Annotated in this window: 15 protein-coding genes and 1 riboswitch; of the genes, 7 read left to right on the forward strand and 8 right to left on the reverse strand. The window is 66.8% G+C overall.

The window, feature by feature from the left end:
• Positions 1 to 15: 15 nt before the first annotated feature.
• From IEY68_RS01220 to IEY68_RS01245, 6 genes are all read right to left on the reverse strand, one after another.
• Positions 16 to 321 carry a hypothetical protein gene (locus IEY68_RS01220; RefSeq protein ID WP_058855809.1) on the reverse strand — a complete coding sequence of 102 codons (306 nt, stop codon included), beginning with the start codon at positions 319 to 321 and terminating at the stop codon, positions 16 to 18.
• Between the two features lie 366 nt (positions 322 to 687).
• Positions 688 to 1,341, reverse strand: a complete 654-nt coding sequence (locus IEY68_RS01225) for a GntR family transcriptional regulator (protein ID WP_058855682.1) — start codon at positions 1,339 to 1,341, stop codon at positions 688 to 690.
• A 190-nt stretch (positions 1,342 to 1,531) separates the two neighbouring features.
• Entirely contained in the window at positions 1,532 to 2,422 is an 891-nt protein-coding gene (locus IEY68_RS01230; protein ID WP_058855681.1) for a polysaccharide deacetylase family protein, read from the reverse strand.
• Positions 2,422 to 3,393 carry an asparaginase gene (locus IEY68_RS01235; protein WP_062995710.1) on the reverse strand — a complete coding sequence of 324 codons (972 nt, stop codon included), beginning with the start codon at positions 3,391 to 3,393 and terminating at the stop codon, positions 2,422 to 2,424. The genes IEY68_RS01230 and IEY68_RS01235 overlap by 1 nt, the downstream gene beginning before the upstream one ends.
• A gap of 4 nt (positions 3,394 to 3,397) precedes the next feature.
• On the reverse strand, positions 3,398 to 4,729 hold the full coding sequence (locus IEY68_RS01240) for an MmgE/PrpD family protein (RefSeq protein WP_058855678.1): 1,332 nt from the start codon (positions 4,727 to 4,729) through the stop codon (positions 3,398 to 3,400).
• Entirely contained in the window at positions 4,726 to 6,066 is a 1,341-nt protein-coding gene (locus IEY68_RS01245; protein ID WP_062995711.1) for an MFS transporter, read from the reverse strand. The genes IEY68_RS01240 and IEY68_RS01245 overlap by 4 nt, the downstream gene beginning before the upstream one ends.
• A gap of 356 nt (positions 6,067 to 6,422) precedes the next feature.
• Here IEY68_RS01245 and tcuA point away from each other — a divergent pair, with 356 nt between their 5' ends.
• The 7 genes from tcuA to IEY68_RS01280 all read left to right on the forward strand — a co-directional run bounded on the left by tcuA (position 6,423) and on the right by IEY68_RS01280 (position 13,150).
• A complete protein-coding gene (gene tcuA, locus IEY68_RS01250) occupies positions 6,423 to 7,898 on the forward strand; it encodes an FAD-dependent tricarballylate dehydrogenase TcuA (RefSeq protein WP_058855676.1) in 1,476 nt (491 codons plus the stop codon).
• 111 nt (positions 7,899 to 8,009) lie between these two features.
• Entirely contained in the window at positions 8,010 to 9,218 is a 1,209-nt protein-coding gene (locus IEY68_RS01255) for a phospholipase D-like domain-containing protein (protein WP_058855675.1), read from the forward strand.
• Positions 9,219 to 9,289: 71 nt separating this feature from the next.
• Positions 9,290 to 9,718 (forward strand): SRPBCC domain-containing protein, encoded by a 429-nt coding sequence (locus IEY68_RS01260; RefSeq protein ID WP_082681466.1) that lies wholly within the window; start codon positions 9,290 to 9,292, stop codon positions 9,716 to 9,718.
• Between the two features lie 174 nt (positions 9,719 to 9,892).
• Positions 9,893 to 10,059: riboswitch (FMN riboswitch) on the forward strand.
• A gap of 76 nt (positions 10,060 to 10,135) precedes the next feature.
• Positions 10,136 to 10,582, forward strand: coding sequence for a 6,7-dimethyl-8-ribityllumazine synthase (locus tag IEY68_RS01265; protein ID WP_058855673.1), 447 nt, complete (start codon positions 10,136 to 10,138; stop codon positions 10,580 to 10,582).
• A 157-nt stretch (positions 10,583 to 10,739) separates the two neighbouring features.
• A complete protein-coding gene (locus IEY68_RS01270; protein ID WP_058855672.1) occupies positions 10,740 to 11,189 on the forward strand; it encodes a hypothetical protein in 450 nt (149 codons plus the stop codon).
• 67 nt (positions 11,190 to 11,256) lie between these two features.
• Positions 11,257 to 11,595: a rhodanese-like domain-containing protein gene (locus IEY68_RS01275; RefSeq protein ID WP_058855671.1), complete on the forward strand. Its 339-nt coding sequence runs from the start codon at positions 11,257 to 11,259 to the stop codon at positions 11,593 to 11,595.
• A 319-nt stretch (positions 11,596 to 11,914) separates the two neighbouring features.
• Positions 11,915 to 13,150 (forward strand): hypothetical protein, encoded by a 1,236-nt coding sequence (locus IEY68_RS01280; RefSeq protein ID WP_156426263.1) that lies wholly within the window; start codon positions 11,915 to 11,917, stop codon positions 13,148 to 13,150.
• A 39-nt stretch (positions 13,151 to 13,189) separates the two neighbouring features.
• On the opposite strand, the gene IEY68_RS01285 is transcribed toward IEY68_RS01280, so the two are convergent.
• Together IEY68_RS01285 and IEY68_RS01290 are read right to left on the reverse strand one after the other, a co-directional pair.
• Positions 13,190 to 13,843 (reverse strand): hypothetical protein, encoded by a 654-nt coding sequence (locus IEY68_RS01285; RefSeq protein ID WP_189093966.1) that lies wholly within the window; start codon positions 13,841 to 13,843, stop codon positions 13,190 to 13,192.
• A gap of 347 nt (positions 13,844 to 14,190) precedes the next feature.
• Entirely contained in the window at positions 14,191 to 15,573 is a 1,383-nt protein-coding gene (locus tag IEY68_RS01290) for an MFS transporter (protein ID WP_229718555.1), read from the reverse strand.
• Positions 15,574 to 15,615 lie beyond the last annotated feature (42 nt).

Genomic DNA, 15,615 nt, shown 5'->3' on the forward strand with positions numbered 1-15,615 from the left:
CGGCATCGACCCGGATCAGGTCCAGAGAGCGGCGATCAGCACATTCACGATCGCCAGCCCGCCCGCGGCGTCCGGCATCCATGCGGGATCCTTCCCACGTTTCGCGTCGGCCCGGCCGATCTCCGCGAAGGCGGCGACCAGCACCGAGATCACGAGTTTCACCCCGATCTTCACCATGTTCAGGTCTTTGTCCAGGGAGGTCAGCGATTCGGCCAAACCCACCAGAACCACACCGGAGATGATCTGCGCGCGAGCACCCCAGACCATCACCTCGTTCACGGTGGGCCGCCCGGCGGCATATCCGCCGACCACTGCCGCCATACCCAGCAGGTGGGTCACGACCACGACGTTGTAGACGAGTTCTGACACGTTCACGTTGCAAGATCCTGCCAGTAGGGGTGTCCGTGGACCGTTTCGCCCCGGGCCCGGTCATGGGTTCTGCAATTTCGGGCATCGGCGGTCGTGGCGCTCAATCGAGATCTGCGGGTGGCCCGTGGTCGGCCCCTCGACGTCTGCGCGCGCTCGCGGCGCCGGGCGCGCAGGATCGTTGCGCCGCCTCCCCTGCCCTCGCTCATGCGGCCGTATGCACCGGCCCGCGCGGACGGCATGGCCACCGTGGATGCCCACGACCGGGCGCTGACCTGTGCAGACACTCCGCGCCGGATTACCGCGCGGTGGGCAGCTCGGTCAGCTGTCGCCTTCCCGATGCACACCTTTCGCGACTCGCTGCGTCATCATCTCGAGCCGGACTTCACGGGCGCCGGTCATATGGGATTCGGCGAGCGATTGCGCACGCGCGACGTCCCGCTTCTCGATGGCCTCGATCATGGCGTCGTGCTCGACGAGGACCGTGCGCCAGCGTTCGTCGTCCTCGAGGGTGGTGGTCGGATAGCGGATGAGGTGGACATTCAGGCGTTTCAACAGGTCCACCAGCGTGGGGCTGTGGCTCGCGTGCCAGAGCGTCTCGTGGAATTCCCGGTTCGTGGCCGCTCGCTCTCCGGGGTCGTTTCCCGCCGCGCGCATGGACGCGTTCGCCGCGCGCAGGCGCGCGCGATCGAACTCGGTCGCGCGCAGAGCAGCACCTCTCGCTGCCGCGCCTTCGAGGGTGATGCGCACTTCGTAGATATCGAGAATCTCTTCGGGACTCGTGGTACGCACACGGACTGTCCGGCCGATGCGTTCGACGAGCATCTCGACTTCGAGGCGGTGCAGCGCCTCGCGCACCGGGGTACGTGAGGCGCCGAATTCGTTCGCGAGTTGATTCTCGGAGACCATCTGTCCGGGCGGCAACGTGCCATCGAGGATGGCACCTCGCAGTCGCTCGTATACGGTCGTACTCATCAGTCCTCCTACGGTTCGAGGGTACGTTAGCCTTCACAACCGTTCCGGGGCCCATGCGCTCGCGCCGGCGTCCGAACACCACCCGGGCGGGCGGTTCCGCCCGTCCCGCAGGTAGTCGATGATGAGCAGTCCTGTACTCCTCTCGTGTTCGGTCGGCACCCCGAAGCGTGCTCTGCGCATTGCCGGAGAATCAGCCCTCCGGTGGAGGGAAGGTGTCGCGCCAGAAGGAGGCGATGTCGTCCCGGCCTGCGATCCAGATGTCGTCGCGCGAGGCAAGGTGGTCGAGTACCCGGCGCAGACCGGCCAGCCGGGCGGGGCGCCCGATGATCCGGGCATGCAGTCCGATCGAGTAGACGGTCGGACGGCGCCCGGCCAGTGCTGCGCCGAGCCCGTCGATCGCGTAGTCGGCGAAATCGCGTCCTGTGAAGAACTGCCCTTTGTAGAACTTGGTGTCGTTCACATCCAGGGAGTAAGGGACGATCAGAAACGGTTTCCCGTCGACATCCTCGTAGTAGGGCAGATCGTCACTGATCGAGCCCGCGTCATAGGTCACTCCGGCGGCTGCCAGGAGGGAGCGGGTGTGAACGGTGTTCGGTGGTCGGGTGAACCACCCGTTGATCTGTTTCCCGGTGAGCCGGCGGATCGTCGTCACCGCGAGTTCGATATCACGACGCTGCTCCGCTACGGACAGATGCGCGTGCGGGATCCAGCGGTACCCGTGACCGACGATATCGCATCCCCGTGCCAGGAACGCTTCGGTGGCCGCCGGATTACGTTCCAGGGCAAGCGCAGTGGCGAAGATCGTCGGCGCCACACCGACCTCGTCGAGCGCGTCGATCACCCGCCACACACCGACTCTGCTGCCGTACTCGAAGGTCGACTCGGCGAACAGCTCACGGTCTCCGTCGGGCACCGAGTAGTGCGCTTCGAGGAGCGTCTCCCGGGCCGCGTCACCGTCGAGGATGTTCCGCTCGCCGCCCTCTTCATAGTTCAGCACCACATCGACCGCGACACGAGCGCCGTTCGGCCAGGTGAAGTCGGGAGGGTGGGCACCGTAGCCGATGAAATCTCTCGAGGTCATCAGGAGGCTCCCTTTTCGGTCGAGGGGAAGAGTTCGTCGGGCTCGAGGCCTGCGGACAACCCGAAGAGCAGGCGGAGTCGTGCTTTCGCGGGGTTCAGGAACCTGCTGCGGACCAGGCCCGCTCGCAGCAGCTCCGTCTCCGAACCGGGGCCGCCGTAGGTCCCGGCGAGTGTCAGCCCGTCTGCGCATCTGCTCGTGAACACCACCGGGATGCCATCGGCGACCGCTCGCTGGGCGGCAGCCGCCGCGGCCGCGGATACGTGGCCGGCACCGGTGCCCGCGAGCACGATTCCGTCGGATCGCTGTGCCGCGCTCTCGACGGCGAGTCCGTCGTCCCCGCCACATACGTTCACGATCTCGACGCGTTTCGCGGGCCCCGCCCGCCGTGAAAGCAGGGCTTTTCGGCGCGGGGGCCCGAGGAGAAGAAGCGGCTCGTTCTCCACGATTCGCCCGACCGGTCCCGCTGCCGGCGAGGTGAACGCGGCGACACTCACCCCGTGGGTTTTGGTGACCAGCGACGCGAGATGGATCTCGTCGTGCAGCACGACGACCGGACCGTAATCGGCGACCTCCGCACACGACGCCGTACAGGCCGCGGCACGCAGGTTTGCCGATCCGTCGGCACCGGGCATATGCGGTGAGCGCATAGCTCCGGTGAGGACGATGGGAATGCGTGCGTCGACCAGCAGAGCCAGTGCGTACGCGGTTTCTTCGATCGTATCCGTCCCGTGCGTCACGATTACACCGGTAGCGCCACCACGGATTTCGTCCTCGATCGCCGAGGCCAGGATCCATGCCTCTGCGGGGCCGATCTCGCGCGATGACCGGGTGAAGACATCTTTCGAGCGGATTCGGTCCACACCCAGCGAACTCGCCAGCTCGTCCGCGGTCATTCGCGGGATGGCGCCGTCGGCGCCGGGGAGCGTGGAGATCGTGCCACCTGTGCCCAGGACAGTCAGCTGCTCGGACATATAGTCACCATCCCAGCAGTGAGCCGGCGTCGTCGAGACGCGGGAGATCCATGATCCGCGCCCACGCATCCCGCGCACGGTCCGGATCCGAGATCGCGGCGGCGAACTTCTCGAAATGCACCTCCCGGGACAGAACGCGCGGCGGGTGGCCGGTGGGGTTCTCGACCAGAGACTCGAGGACCCGGCCGTCCACTTCGACACGAACCCGCGCCGGGGAAGATACCGGCCAGCGCTCTTCCAGCTGCGGATCCACATGAACCTCGACCCGCCGGGCGAGTGCGGCGATATCCGGTCGGAAACGGAATGCCTCGGGGCCGCTCGTCCCGGTGGCCAGGGCCGCCGCGACCGCGTACGAAATAGAGAATCGGCAGGACAGGTCGTTCGGCACCTCCTCGATATCGACCTTGCGTACCGCTGCCACGGTGTCGATCCGCACGCTCGTGATCGCATCCGGGGCGAGGGGTTCCGACTCGAGGAGGTCGAGCGCGGCGTCGATCGCGGTATGTGTCAGCGCGCAGGCACTGTGCACTTTGAAGTAACCCGCGTCGATCGCCAATTTCTCGTACCTCAACTCGTCGGCCAGCGCGGTTTCGTCCAGACCCTCGCCGAGCAGTTCACCGAGTGAGAAGCCGAAGGACGCGAAGGAACCGGTGAAACCCGCGCGCGCCAGATCGCTGGACCGCACACCGACCGCGGCCGCGTGCCCCATATAAGCATTGCGCGCGGTCGCACCGTCGTAACAGGCCTGCCAAGTGGAAGCCAGCGGCAGAGTCGAGGCGATCGCGGTAGCCGCTCGGATATCCGTACCGCGCACCATCGAGACCGCCAGCGCCGCACCGAGAGCACCCACATGGCCGTGCGGGTGCGCACCAGGACGGAGCCGGACAGCGCGGAACAATCGGGCGCTGAGTTCGTAACCGGCGATCACCGCACGTAAGAGTTCGGTCCCGGACGCATGCACCTCCTCCGCGACGGCGATCGCGGCAGGAACGAGCTGCATACCGGGATGACCCGTCGGTCGCATCCCCTCGTCGAGCTCGAGGAAGCTTCCGGCCGTCGCGTTGAGGAAGGCCGCGTGGTGGGCCGGAGCTCGCCCGCCGCCCCATACGGTCGATCGATGGAATGGATTCCGCTCCGTACCGCCGGTGACGAGACCGCCTTTCGTATCGGCTGCTACGAGCGCCGACATCGGCTCGGTCCGGTGGCCGGCCACCGAAACCGCGAAACAGTCGGCGATGATCCGCAAGGCTTTCTCGATCGATTCGGGCGGGACCCGATCCAGCTCGAGCGCACTCACCGTCTCGCATGCGCGTCCGAGCACATCCGCGGTGGTCATCGCTCGATCTCCGTGCCCCGGGTCTCGCCGAGGAACGCGACGGCCACAGCGCTCACAGCGGTCACCATGATCAAGTAGATACCCACCGCGACCATGCCGAACGCCTGGTAGAGCGCGGCGGCGACGAAGGGGGCGATCGCAGCACCGAACAGCGAGCCGACCTGATTCGTCGCAGTCATACCGGAGTACCGGACAGCCGTGGGGAAGAGCTCGGCGAAATACACGCCGATCGGCGCGTAACTCATACCGACCAGAACGGAGAAGAGCGATAAACCCGCTGCGAACAGGACCGGATCTCCCGTCTGCACCAGCAGAAGCATGGGAACGCTCGTCACCAGTGCACCGATCAGGCCGATGAGCAACGCCGGCCGGCGGCCCCATACGTCCGCGATCCACGCCGACACCATGATCCCGGCCGAGTAGAAGCACGCCGCCACCAGGATCGCTGTCAGCGCCGCGGTCTTACTGATCTCGAGGTCGCTGGTCGCGTGCGAGAGCAGGTACACGAAGGCAATGTAGAACGTCGTGCTGACGGCGATATACGCAACGGAGGCCAGAACCGTCTTGCGGGTGTGGCGGCGGAAGACTTCGAGGATCGGCAGCTGACCGTCGGACTCCGTCTGTGCGGCTTGCCGGGCGGCCGCGAACACCGGAGACTCGCGGACTTTCAAACGCATCACCAGGCCCACCACGATCAGGAGGAGGCTTCCGATGAACGGGATCCGCCAGCCCCAGTCGAGATAGGCCTCACTCGGAATTGTGGTGGTGACGAGGAGCAGGACGGCCGTGGACAGGATGAGTCCGGCGGTGACGCCCTGCTGCGGCCAGCTGGCAAGACGTGCGCGCGAGGTCGGTGGCGCGAACTCGGTCGCCATCAGTACCGCACCGCCCCACTCGCCACCGACCGCGGCTCCCTGGACGAAACGCAGAAGTACCAGTGCGATCGGCGCCAGTGCGCCGATCGACTCGTAAGTGGGAAGAAGACCTACCAGGCAGGTGCTCACGCCCATCAGCAGCAGCGACGCGACCAGAGTTGCCTTACGGCCGACCCGGTCGCCGAAGTGCGCGAAGATGAGGCCGCCGACCGGCCGGGCGACGAAGGCCACGGTGAGAGTGGCGAACGAGGCGAGCGCTCCGCCGGCGGGCCCGAGGCCGGGGAAGAATTTCTGCGGAAACACCAGAGTGGCGGCGCTGGCATACAGGTAGAAGTCGAACCACTCGATGGTGGTGCCGATGAACGCGGCCCGTGCCACCTTGGACGCTTCCCGCATCGTGGGGGGCGCCGCCGCTGTCGTCGGCAACGTGCCCGTGCCCCGAGGTGGGTCTTCGTTGATCATGTGGTGCTCTCCTTCGAATGTGACTGTGGCCCGACGGCTCGCGCCGCTGCGCGTTCGCCCCCGGCAGCACCGGGCCGGCCCGCAGTAGAGCGGACCGGCCGAGTGCTGTCGGAGCGAGGTGTCGTAGCTCACAGCGCATACGGTATTCTGATGTATACAAGCTGTCAACATGTACACACAATTTGTACACAGTGGTATACATTGAGGCGGTCGCCATGGTTGTGATCCGGTCCACTTCGCTCGCCGGAGCCGATCGATCGCGAGGACCCACGGAGCGAGGAGGGCGCTCACCGGGTTCCCGGGCGAACAACCGGCGCGATTCGCCGGAGATACCGAGGTAGAAGGGATTGCGAATAATGAACGAGAAACGTGTGATCGTGGTCGGGGCCGGGAACGCCGCCCTCTGCGCGGCACTGTCGGCTCGTGAGAACGGGGCGGAAGTTCTGGTTCTCGAGCGCGCGGAACGCACGCTGCGTGGCGGCAACACCGCTTTCACGGCCGGGGCGATGCGAGTGGCATACAACGGCGTGGACGACCTGCGCCGGCTGATGCCCGACCTGACCGACGCGGAGATCGCCATCACCGACTTCGGTTCGTATTCCACCGGAGATTTCCTCGACGATCTGGCGCGGGTGACCGAGTATCGGACCGATCCCGAGCTGTCGAGCACTCTGGTGGAGAACAGCTACCCGACTCTGCTCTGGATGCGGGAGAAGGGCGTGCGGTTCATCCCGATCTACGGACGCCAGGCATTCAAGGTCGACGGGCGGTTCAAGTTCTGGGGCGGGCTGACCGTCGAGGTCAACGGTGGCGGCCCCGGCCTGGTCGACTACCTCGCCAAGAGCGCGGAACGCGAAGGCATCGAAATCGAGTACGACTCCCACGTCACCGCTCTGCTGACCGACGATACGGGCGTGACCGGAGTGGTGGTCAAGCACAACGGGCACACTCGCGAGGAACGAGCGGATTCCGTCGTTCTCGCATCGGGCGGGTTCCAGGCCAACGCCGAATGGCGAACCCGCTACCTCGGCCGGTCATGGGACCTGGCGAAGGTCCGCGGCACGATGTACAACACCGGCGACGGCCACCGCATGGCGCTGGATATCGGCGCAAGCCCGACCGGCAACTGGTCGGGCTGCCACGCCGTGGGCTGGGAACGCAACGCACCGGAATTCGGCGATCTGACCGTGGGCGACAACTTCCAGAAGCACAGCTACCCCTTCGGCATCATGGTCAACGCCCACGGTCGCCGATTCCTGGACGAAGGCGCAGACTTCCGGAACTACACCTACGCCAAGTACGGTCGGCGGATTCTCGAGCAGCCGGGGCAGATGGCGTGGCAGATCTTCGACCAGAAGGTGACCCACCTGCTGCGGGACGAGTACCGGATCCGCCAGGTCACCAAGGTCACCGCGCCGACGCTGGAGGCCCTCGCGACGAAGCTCGAAGGTGTCGACCCGCAAGGCTTCCTCGACGAGGTCCGAGCCTACAACGCGGCAGTCGACACGAACACGCGTTTCGATCCCAACGTCAAGGACGGCCGCGGGACGAGCGGCCTCTCCGTCGGTAAGACGAACTGGGCCAACACGCTGGATGAGGGCCCGTTCGAGGCGTACCAGGTGACATGCGGAATCACATTCACATTCGGCGGTCTGCGCATCAACACCGACGCGCAGGTCATCGACAGCAACCAGGTCCCGATTCCGGGATTGTTCGCGGCCGGCGAGATCGTCGGCGGGATCTTCTACTTCAACTACCCGGGCGGATCGGGACTCACCAACGGATCGGTTTTCGGGCGTATCGCCGGACAGCAGGCCGCGGCGGCCCGGTAGAACCTCACAGATCCTGAGGCGTGGGCGATACCACAGGGCCGGTTGAAGTCGTGTGTACCGGGAACGCCCCTCCCTGTTGACGCGCTCGATGCGCAGGGCAGAGGAGTTGTCATGACCGGTACCCCCGATCTGCACGAGCACGCCGGATCGGCACCCCGATACACAGATGCCGCGGCTGTGCGGATGCGCAGGCGGCTGGAGCGTCTTCTCGGGATAGCCGCTACCGAGGGCAACGCGCTGGTCGCACTTCGCAACGGTGACGAGATCTTCCCGGCGATGCTCGCCGCCGTCGCCGCGGCCGAGCACACCGTCGACATGATGACGTTCGTGTATTGGCAGGGCCATATCGCGCGCCGGTTCGCCCGTGCGCTCGCCGAACGCGCCGCGGCCGGTGTGCGGGTGCGTCTGCTGCTGGACGGTTTCGGCAGCCGTTCGATAGAGAAGGACCTGCTGACCCTGATGGAGCGGGCGGGCGTGCAGATCGCTTGGTTTCGTAAACCCCGGTACCTGTCGCCGCTCGAGCAGAACCACCGCTGCCACCGCAAGGTGCTGGTGGTCGACGAACAGACCGCGTTCACCGGCGGCGTGGGCATCGCCGAGGAGTGGTGCGGTGACGCGCGCGACGAGCACGAATGGCGCGATACCCATGTACGGATCGAAGGACCGTCGGTGGACGGGATCGCGGCCGCCTTCGCCCAGAACTGGGCCGAATGCCACGACGAGCTCTTCGACGACCGCGACCGCTTCACCGCACAGGAGCCTGCCGGTTCGGCGATCGTCCAGGTGGTTCGCGGATCGGCCGGTCTCGGCTGGCAGGATATGCAGACCCTGCTGCGGGTGGTCATCGAATCGGCCGAGCAGCGGCTGCGGTTGGCCACGGCCTACTTCTCACCGGACGCGTATTTCGTCGAACTGCTCTGCGCCGCCGCGCGGCGCGGCGTGGAGGTGGAGATCCTGCTGCCCGGCCCGCACACCGATAAACGCGTCTGCCAGCTGGCCGGTCAGCATTTCTACGGCGACCTGCTCGCCTGCGGCGTGCGAATTCTGCAGTACCAACCGACGATGATGCACGCCAAGGTCATCACGGTGGACGGGATCGCGGCCCTGGTCGGTTCGACGAATTTCAACCGCCGATCCCTGGAACACGACGAGGAGATCATGCTCGTCGTCCTCGACGAGGAGTTCACCGCAACCCTCGATGAGCACTTCGACGCCGACAAGTCGGTCAGTGAACTCATCGAAGAAAAACGCTGGCAACGGCGTTCGCTCTGGCAGCGCACCCGTGAGGCCGTGGTCCGGCCGATCCGCCGATACCTGTGACGTCTATTTACAAGACCCACGGCCGGGCACAGTCCTAGGTTCGAGTTATGGACCGAAAGGAGTTGAGGTCAGTGACCGATCACCTCGCCACCGCGGCAACCGATATCAGCGCCTCACCGGAGCGGGTATGGACGGTACTCACCGACCCCGCGCAGATCCGCCTGTTCATGTTCGGGGCCGAGGTACACACCGACTGGCGAGTCGGCAGCGCGATCGTCTGGCGGGGCGAGTACGAAGGTAGACCCTACGAGGACCGGGGCACGATCCTCGCGGCCGACCCCGGCCGCCTGCTGAAGTTGACCCACTTCAGCCCGCTGAGCGGCCTACCGGACGTACCGGAGAACTACCACACACTCAGCTACGAGCTGATCGGGAAGGAGACGGAGACACGTCTGTCACTGACCCAGGACAACAACTCGAGCGAGGAGGCCGCCGAGCACGCGCGCGGTATGTGGGAAGCCCATGTCGCCGGTATCAAGAAGGCCGCGGAACAGAGTTGACGCCGCCGTGCGCCGAGACGCGTAAGGCCATGAGAGACAACAACCTCCGGCTCGTATCCACCGCCGGTGCGGATATCCGGACCGCGGACCCGCGACGCGTCGCGCAGTCGCCGGCACTCGGCGGATCACGGCGGCCGTCGCGGCGAGCCGACGGCGTGTTAGTGTCCGTTCTGTACACGTTCTCAGGGCGGGGCGGAATTCCCCACCGGCGGTTATGGCATCCGGATCGATCCGGGTGCACGAGCCCGCGAGCGCCACTACATCCTCGGATGTGGTGGGTCGAGCAGATTCCGGTGTGATCCCGGAGCCGACGGTGACAGTCCGGATGAAAGAGAACGCGGCATCGGAGAGCCCGCGTGCGGGTCGCTCCCGTTCGCGTTGCTATGCCCTGGGTGACACAGCGAACAGGAGAAACCGATGTCACCCACACCTCACCGTATCGCTCTCGTCGCCGCGCGCTGGCACGCCGATATCGTCGACCGGGCCGTAGCGGCCTGCCGAACCGGATTGGCCGGGCACGGATTCGCCGATATCGACGTGATCGAGGTTCCCGGAGCGTTCGAGATCCCCCTGCGCGTCAAACGGCTGGCGTCCACCGGCCGATACGCTGCCGTAGCCGGCTGCGCCCTGGTGGTCGACGGTGGTATCTACCGGCACGATTTCGTCGCCGGAACTGTGGTGGACGCGCTCATGCGGGTGCAGCTCGATACCGATGTGCCGGTGTTCTCGGCGGTGCTCACCCCGCATCACTTCCATGAGCACGGCGAGCATCTGGCCTACTTCACCCGGCACTTCGAGGTCAAAGGCGCCGAACTGGCCGACGCTATCGCTGCCACCCTGGCCCTGGACACGGTCCCCGCCTGACCCAGGGCCCTACGGGTTTCGACTCCCGCGGCCGACGGCGCAGCAAGACCCGGGCCGCCGCCGGCCGCGGTGCCCCGCACCACGCTCCCACACCCTTCAACCAACCTGAAGGAGCTGCTAGGCTTCAGGCTACCTGAAGGTCGAGAGGGAGCTTTTCATGCATCATCTGCTGCTGTCGGTCCACGTTCTGGCAGCCATCGTTTTCATCGGCGGATCGGCGGTCGCCACCAGCCTGTTCCCCCGGTACGCGCCACTGGCCGAAACTGCCGCCGACACGGCCCCCGAACGCCATCCCGCTGTCGCCGTGGTATTGCATCGGATCACCGGCACCTACGCCCGGCTGGGCCTGGCGGTTCCGGCCGTCGGTATCGCTCTCGCCGTGCTCCAGGGACGTATGGGGGAAATCTGGATCACCCTGGCGATCGTCCTCACCGCCTGCGCCGCCGCGGTCATCATCACCACCATCCATCCCATGCAGCGACAAGCCCTCGAAGCACCCGACGACGGGCGGCGGTTGCGGACCCTTGGCATGCTCGCCGGCGGCTACAACACACTGTGGCTGATCGTCGTAGTGCTCATGATCGTCCGGCCCGGCACCGCCGCCTGACACCTGCGGCCTCCGCGCGCACGGCCGGACCCGGAGTCGTGCCCCGACGAAGTAAGGATCGACTCCCATGAGTATCCGCCACTATCTGTATCGCGCGCCCTCGCTTTCCGCACAGGAGGCGATCGATGCCGTCCGCGACGGCGCGCTGATCGTGGATGTGCGCAGGCAGTTCGAGTGGAATCGCACCCATATTCCGGGCGCGGTCCATCTCCCCCTCGAACAGCTGCCGACAGGGTGCGAGGAACTCCCGGACGACCGGCTCCTGATCACTTTCTGTACCGGCGGCCTGCGGTCCTACGGCGCCGCCAATCTGCTCATCGAGTACGGATTCGACGCGAAGAACATGTCCGGGGGGCTGGTCGACTGGCGGGCCGCCGGCGGAGAGCTGGAACCGGACCGGCGGTAAGGCCACTCCCCGGGCGGGCCGCACGGGCGGCCGCGGCATTCGCAATGGTCAGCAATCCGGCGGCCACCTGTTCGTACCGCGTAAGGGCTATATCCAGCGATATCAGTTCCAGCGGCTAGTCGTGTGAACCGGAATTATTCACCATTTCCACCGCGCGATCCTGCCAACATTCCGCAACTTTTCCGAGTACACAATCTTTGTCAACGGCGGTTAAGTTCTCGTTGTTCGTCTCCCCTCGCGGCCGGGTAAGTGATCGAATGTTCTGCAACGAGGGAGAATGGAATATCGTTTGGGCCCCCGGGCCCAGGAGGTTGTCGCCGTGACAGAGACCAGCGACTCCGCGCTGCGTCCGTCCGTGCTGGACCGCTTGATTCAGCTCGACGAGAGCGGAGGACTGTCCATCGATGCTGTCCGGTCCGCGGCGCAACAGCTAGGGGTATCGGAACCGCAATTACAGCAATGGCTGACAGCCCGCAGGACTCAGCACATATCGGTCGCGCAGAGTGCGGTGCCCGAACCTGCGACGCGGAAGATGGGGTATCGAGAAGCCGAGGTGCAGGCAGGCATCGCCGAGGTGGCGATGACCGTCGGAGACGACATGCTGCCCCGGATACCCGACAGCGATGTCCCCACTTTCCGTGCCGACGCCTACCGGGGACTGACATCGGCGGAGTTCGCCCGGGTCGACGCCGTCTACGCCGAAGGTATCGAGGCGACCTGCCGCTGGTTCATCACGCGCACCGGCCGGCCCTGCCGGCACCATCCGGACCTCGGCACCCCGCCGGTCCCGCTCACACAGCACGGCGGGACCGCGACCGGATACCCGTGGGACCAACGGGGCCCGCGGGCCCATCCGGGTTTCCCCGAAGCGAGAAACACCGGCGAGCGACGCGAGATCCTGGGGCTGTACCGGTTTCTCGGCGAGCTCGTCTGCGACAGCCCGGGCCGCGGGCACACCATTGCCCGTCTGCGGGGTGCGCAGGCGGGTTTCCTGTTGCACGGTATGCGGTTGGATCTGCCGGCGGACCTCAACTATTCGGTGGGGCCGGGATTGACCACCGCGCACATCGACAGCGGGACGGTCGAATGGATCCGGGCGCACACCTCGAACCCGGCCGACGCGGCGGCCGTCGCCACGGTGCTCTGTACCGGCGCCACCACGGTGGAGCTCGGCTCGGTACCGTGTACGGCGCTCACGCAGGATGCGCTCGTCTTCACCGGGCCGATCGGCTACGGGCAGGCCGCCGACGTGTATGTCTGGGTCGTACCACCGCCGGTGCTGGCGCTGCTGCACGATGCTCGGGCATATCAGGAAGCACGCGCCTATCCCGCGCCGAAACTGTTCGCCGGGGCCATCGGCGGCGCGGGCAGGCGGCTGCGCCGAAGCGCCGCGGGGTGTGGGGTGACCGTGCCGGATCTCCATCACTGGCACCACAGCTGGATCCGCCGGACCGGACTCCTGCGCGGCGCCGACCAACCGGAACATGTGCGCAATACCGATCTGCTGTTCGCGTTACGACTCTGCTCGGACCCCGGTCCGGCGCGCGGCCGGTGAACCGGCCGTTCCTACGGCGTGCTGCGCGGGAGGAAACGTTCAACCCGACCATGTCCCCACCGGTGCCGGGGACCGGCCGCCGGGTCGGGCGGGCGCCGGAGCCCCGACCGGTCCGCCACCCTCGGTGAGGACCGTCGACAAGGCACCGAGTACATCGGCGGTCTGGTCCTCGGGACTGCCGGCGGTATGCGCGGCCACCGAGAAACCGGGACCGAACGAGGCCGAAGCGACCTCCGGTGGCGCCGCGTCCGACCACCCCCATTTGGTGCCCTGGACACCGGGCAGCGCGGCCGTACCCCAGTTCTGCTCGGTACCGTCGGCGGCACGGGGCGCCGCGGTCGCCATCCAGGCCAGTATCGGTGAGGTCGCGTCGGTGCGCTGTTTGGCATCGAGGAAATCCGCCACGTCGGCGGTGCTGGTGGTGGAACTGCCCCAGCTCGCACCCGGCCTGGTTTCCGCCAGCCCGTATTCCGCGGCGACGATCGCGATGGCCTGCGGATATTTGGCTTCCACCGCGTCGGCGGCCGCATCGTCGGAGTGGCGGATCATCCGTTCACCGAAGACGAGGTCGGTGGCCGAGCCGTCACCGTGGCGCAGCGCGTAATCGGTGAGATAGAGCTTGGCCAGCGATAACGCGCTACGCACCTGATGTTCCCCGGCGGTACCCCAGTGCAGGCCGGTCAGGGTACGCACCGAGATGACGGTGCGAGCCGGGGCGGGCTCGCTCGCCGCGGTAGGTGGTATCGGAGCGGGCGCCGGAGCCGCGCTCGCGAGGGGTGAGGTGAGAACGGAGCATGCGACGAGGGCGGTGAGAGCGAGCGCACGGCAGTCCATGTCATTCTCCCGGCGTCGGTGCGGGGCGCGGACGACCCGCGGGCATCGGAGGTTTTCCCCGGAGCGCGGGACACAAACTCCGCGCCACGCCGCGGACGGCAACAGTCGGATCTCGTATCGGCCACTGATACGTCCCGCACCGGATACGACGCGGTAGCACAGTGACCAGCCGTGGTGAGCGCTATGGAACGCGTGCGGCTCGGGGTTCAGTTCTCTGACGGCATTCCGGGGTGCGTTCGCGCGGCGCTACGGGATGTCGCCGAGCCGGGCACGTGAGCAATTCCTCGCCGGAGACCGCGCTGTGGGCCGCGAGGGCCCGGCATCCGAGCGGCCCCGCACATGAGCGCGGCCACCACACACAGACCGGCCGCCACATAGAAGGCCGGATCGTAGGAGCCGTGGGCGTCGCGGACATAGCCCGCGCCGAACGCGGCGACCGCGGCACCCAACTGATGGGCGGCGAACACCCAGCCGAACACCACCGGAGTCGAGGCACCGAACCAGGTGCGACAGATCGCGATCGTCGGTGGCACCGTCGCGACCCAGTCGAGACCGTAGAAAACGATGAAAACCCAGGTGCTGGGTGCGGCGCTGGGTGACAGCAACGCCGGCAGCAGGAGCAGCGACGCCCCGCGACCGAGGTAATAGACCACCAGCAGCACGCGGGGGTCGACACGGTCGGTGAGCCAGCCGGAGAAAACGGTGCCCGCGACATCGAAGATCCCGATGGTGGCCAGCAGCGAGGCGGCGACGGTGACCGGCATCCCGTGATCGTGGGCGGCGGGGATGAAGTGGGTGCCGATCAGCCCGTTCGTCGTCATCCCGCATATCGCGAAACTGCCCGCGAGCAACCAGAAAGCCGGTACCCGGGCACCCTGCGCCAATCCGGTGAGCGCGGCCGCGAAAGTGCCGTTGGGCAGTGGTTCGTCCGCGGTGTCGGGAGCGCCCCCGTATGCCGTGATGCCGAGATCACTGGGCCGATCCCGGATACACAGCAGGACCAGCGGGATCACCGCGAGTGCCGCCACAGTCACGATCACCGAGGCCCAGCGCCATCCGAATCGTTCGGTCACACCGGCGACCACGGGCAGGAATACGAGCTGGCCGGTGGCGCTCGCCGCGGTGAGCACACCGGTGACCAGACCGCGCCGGGCGACGAACCATCGCGTCGAGACAGTGGCGACGAAACCCATCGAAATCGATCCGGTCCCGAGTCCCACCAGCACCCCCCACAGCAGGACCAGTTGCCAGCTCGCGGTCATGATGATGCCCACGCCGGTCCCGGCGGCGATCAGCAGCAGTGCGCCGGTGAGGATCGGCCGGACCCCGAACCGGTCCATGAGCGCGGCGGCGAACGGTGCGGTCACGCCGAACAGCACCATGTTCACCGACATCGCGGCGCCGATCGTCGCATGCGACCAGCCGAACTCCAGGTGCAGCGGCATCATCATGACACTGGGCACCGCCCGGAACCCGGCCGCGCCGAGGATCGCCACGAAACTCACGCCCGCGACGATCCAGGCGAAATGCAGTCGCGGCCGCCGGCCGGACCGGGTGACCGTGCCGCCGGAATCGATCTTCGTCCTCACGGTGATCAGCTTCCGACAGCAGCCCGGTCGGCCACCAGTGGC

This window comes from Nocardia jinanensis (genome assembly GCF_014645735.1).
GTDB classification, from domain to species: Bacteria; Actinomycetota; Actinomycetes; order Mycobacteriales; family Mycobacteriaceae; genus Nocardia; species Nocardia jinanensis.

What these genes read in the sequence shown, in the direction of transcription:
- IEY68_RS01220 (WP_058855809.1), bottom strand. Translation starts at nt 321, where the DNA reads ATGGCGGCAGTGGTCGGCGGATATGCCGCCGGGCGGCCCACCGTGAAC.
- IEY68_RS01225 (WP_058855682.1), bottom strand. Translation starts at nt 1,341, where the DNA reads ATGAGTACGACCGTATACGAGCGACTGCGAGGTGCCATCCTCGATGGC.
- IEY68_RS01230 (WP_058855681.1), bottom strand. Translation starts at nt 2,422, where the DNA reads ATGACCTCGAGAGATTTCATCGGCTACGGTGCCCACCCTCCCGACTTC.
- IEY68_RS01235 (WP_062995710.1), bottom strand. Translation starts at nt 3,393, where the DNA reads ATGTCCGAGCAGCTGACTGTCCTGGGCACAGGTGGCACGATCTCCACG.
- IEY68_RS01240 (WP_058855678.1), bottom strand. Translation starts at nt 4,729, where the DNA reads ATGACCACCGCGGATGTGCTCGGACGCGCATGCGAGACGGTGAGTGCG.
- IEY68_RS01245 (WP_062995711.1), bottom strand. Translation starts at nt 6,066, where the DNA reads ATGATCAACGAAGACCCACCTCGGGGCACGGGCACGTTGCCGACGACA.
- tcuA (WP_058855676.1), top strand. Translation starts at nt 6,423, where the DNA reads ATGAACGAGAAACGTGTGATCGTGGTCGGGGCCGGGAACGCCGCCCTC.
- IEY68_RS01255 (WP_058855675.1), top strand. Translation starts at nt 8,010, where the DNA reads ATGACCGGTACCCCCGATCTGCACGAGCACGCCGGATCGGCACCCCGA.
- IEY68_RS01265 (WP_058855673.1), top strand. Translation starts at nt 10,136, where the DNA reads ATGTCACCCACACCTCACCGTATCGCTCTCGTCGCCGCGCGCTGGCAC.
- IEY68_RS01270 (WP_058855672.1), top strand. Translation starts at nt 10,740, where the DNA reads ATGCATCATCTGCTGCTGTCGGTCCACGTTCTGGCAGCCATCGTTTTC.
- IEY68_RS01275 (WP_058855671.1), top strand. Translation starts at nt 11,257, where the DNA reads ATGAGTATCCGCCACTATCTGTATCGCGCGCCCTCGCTTTCCGCACAG.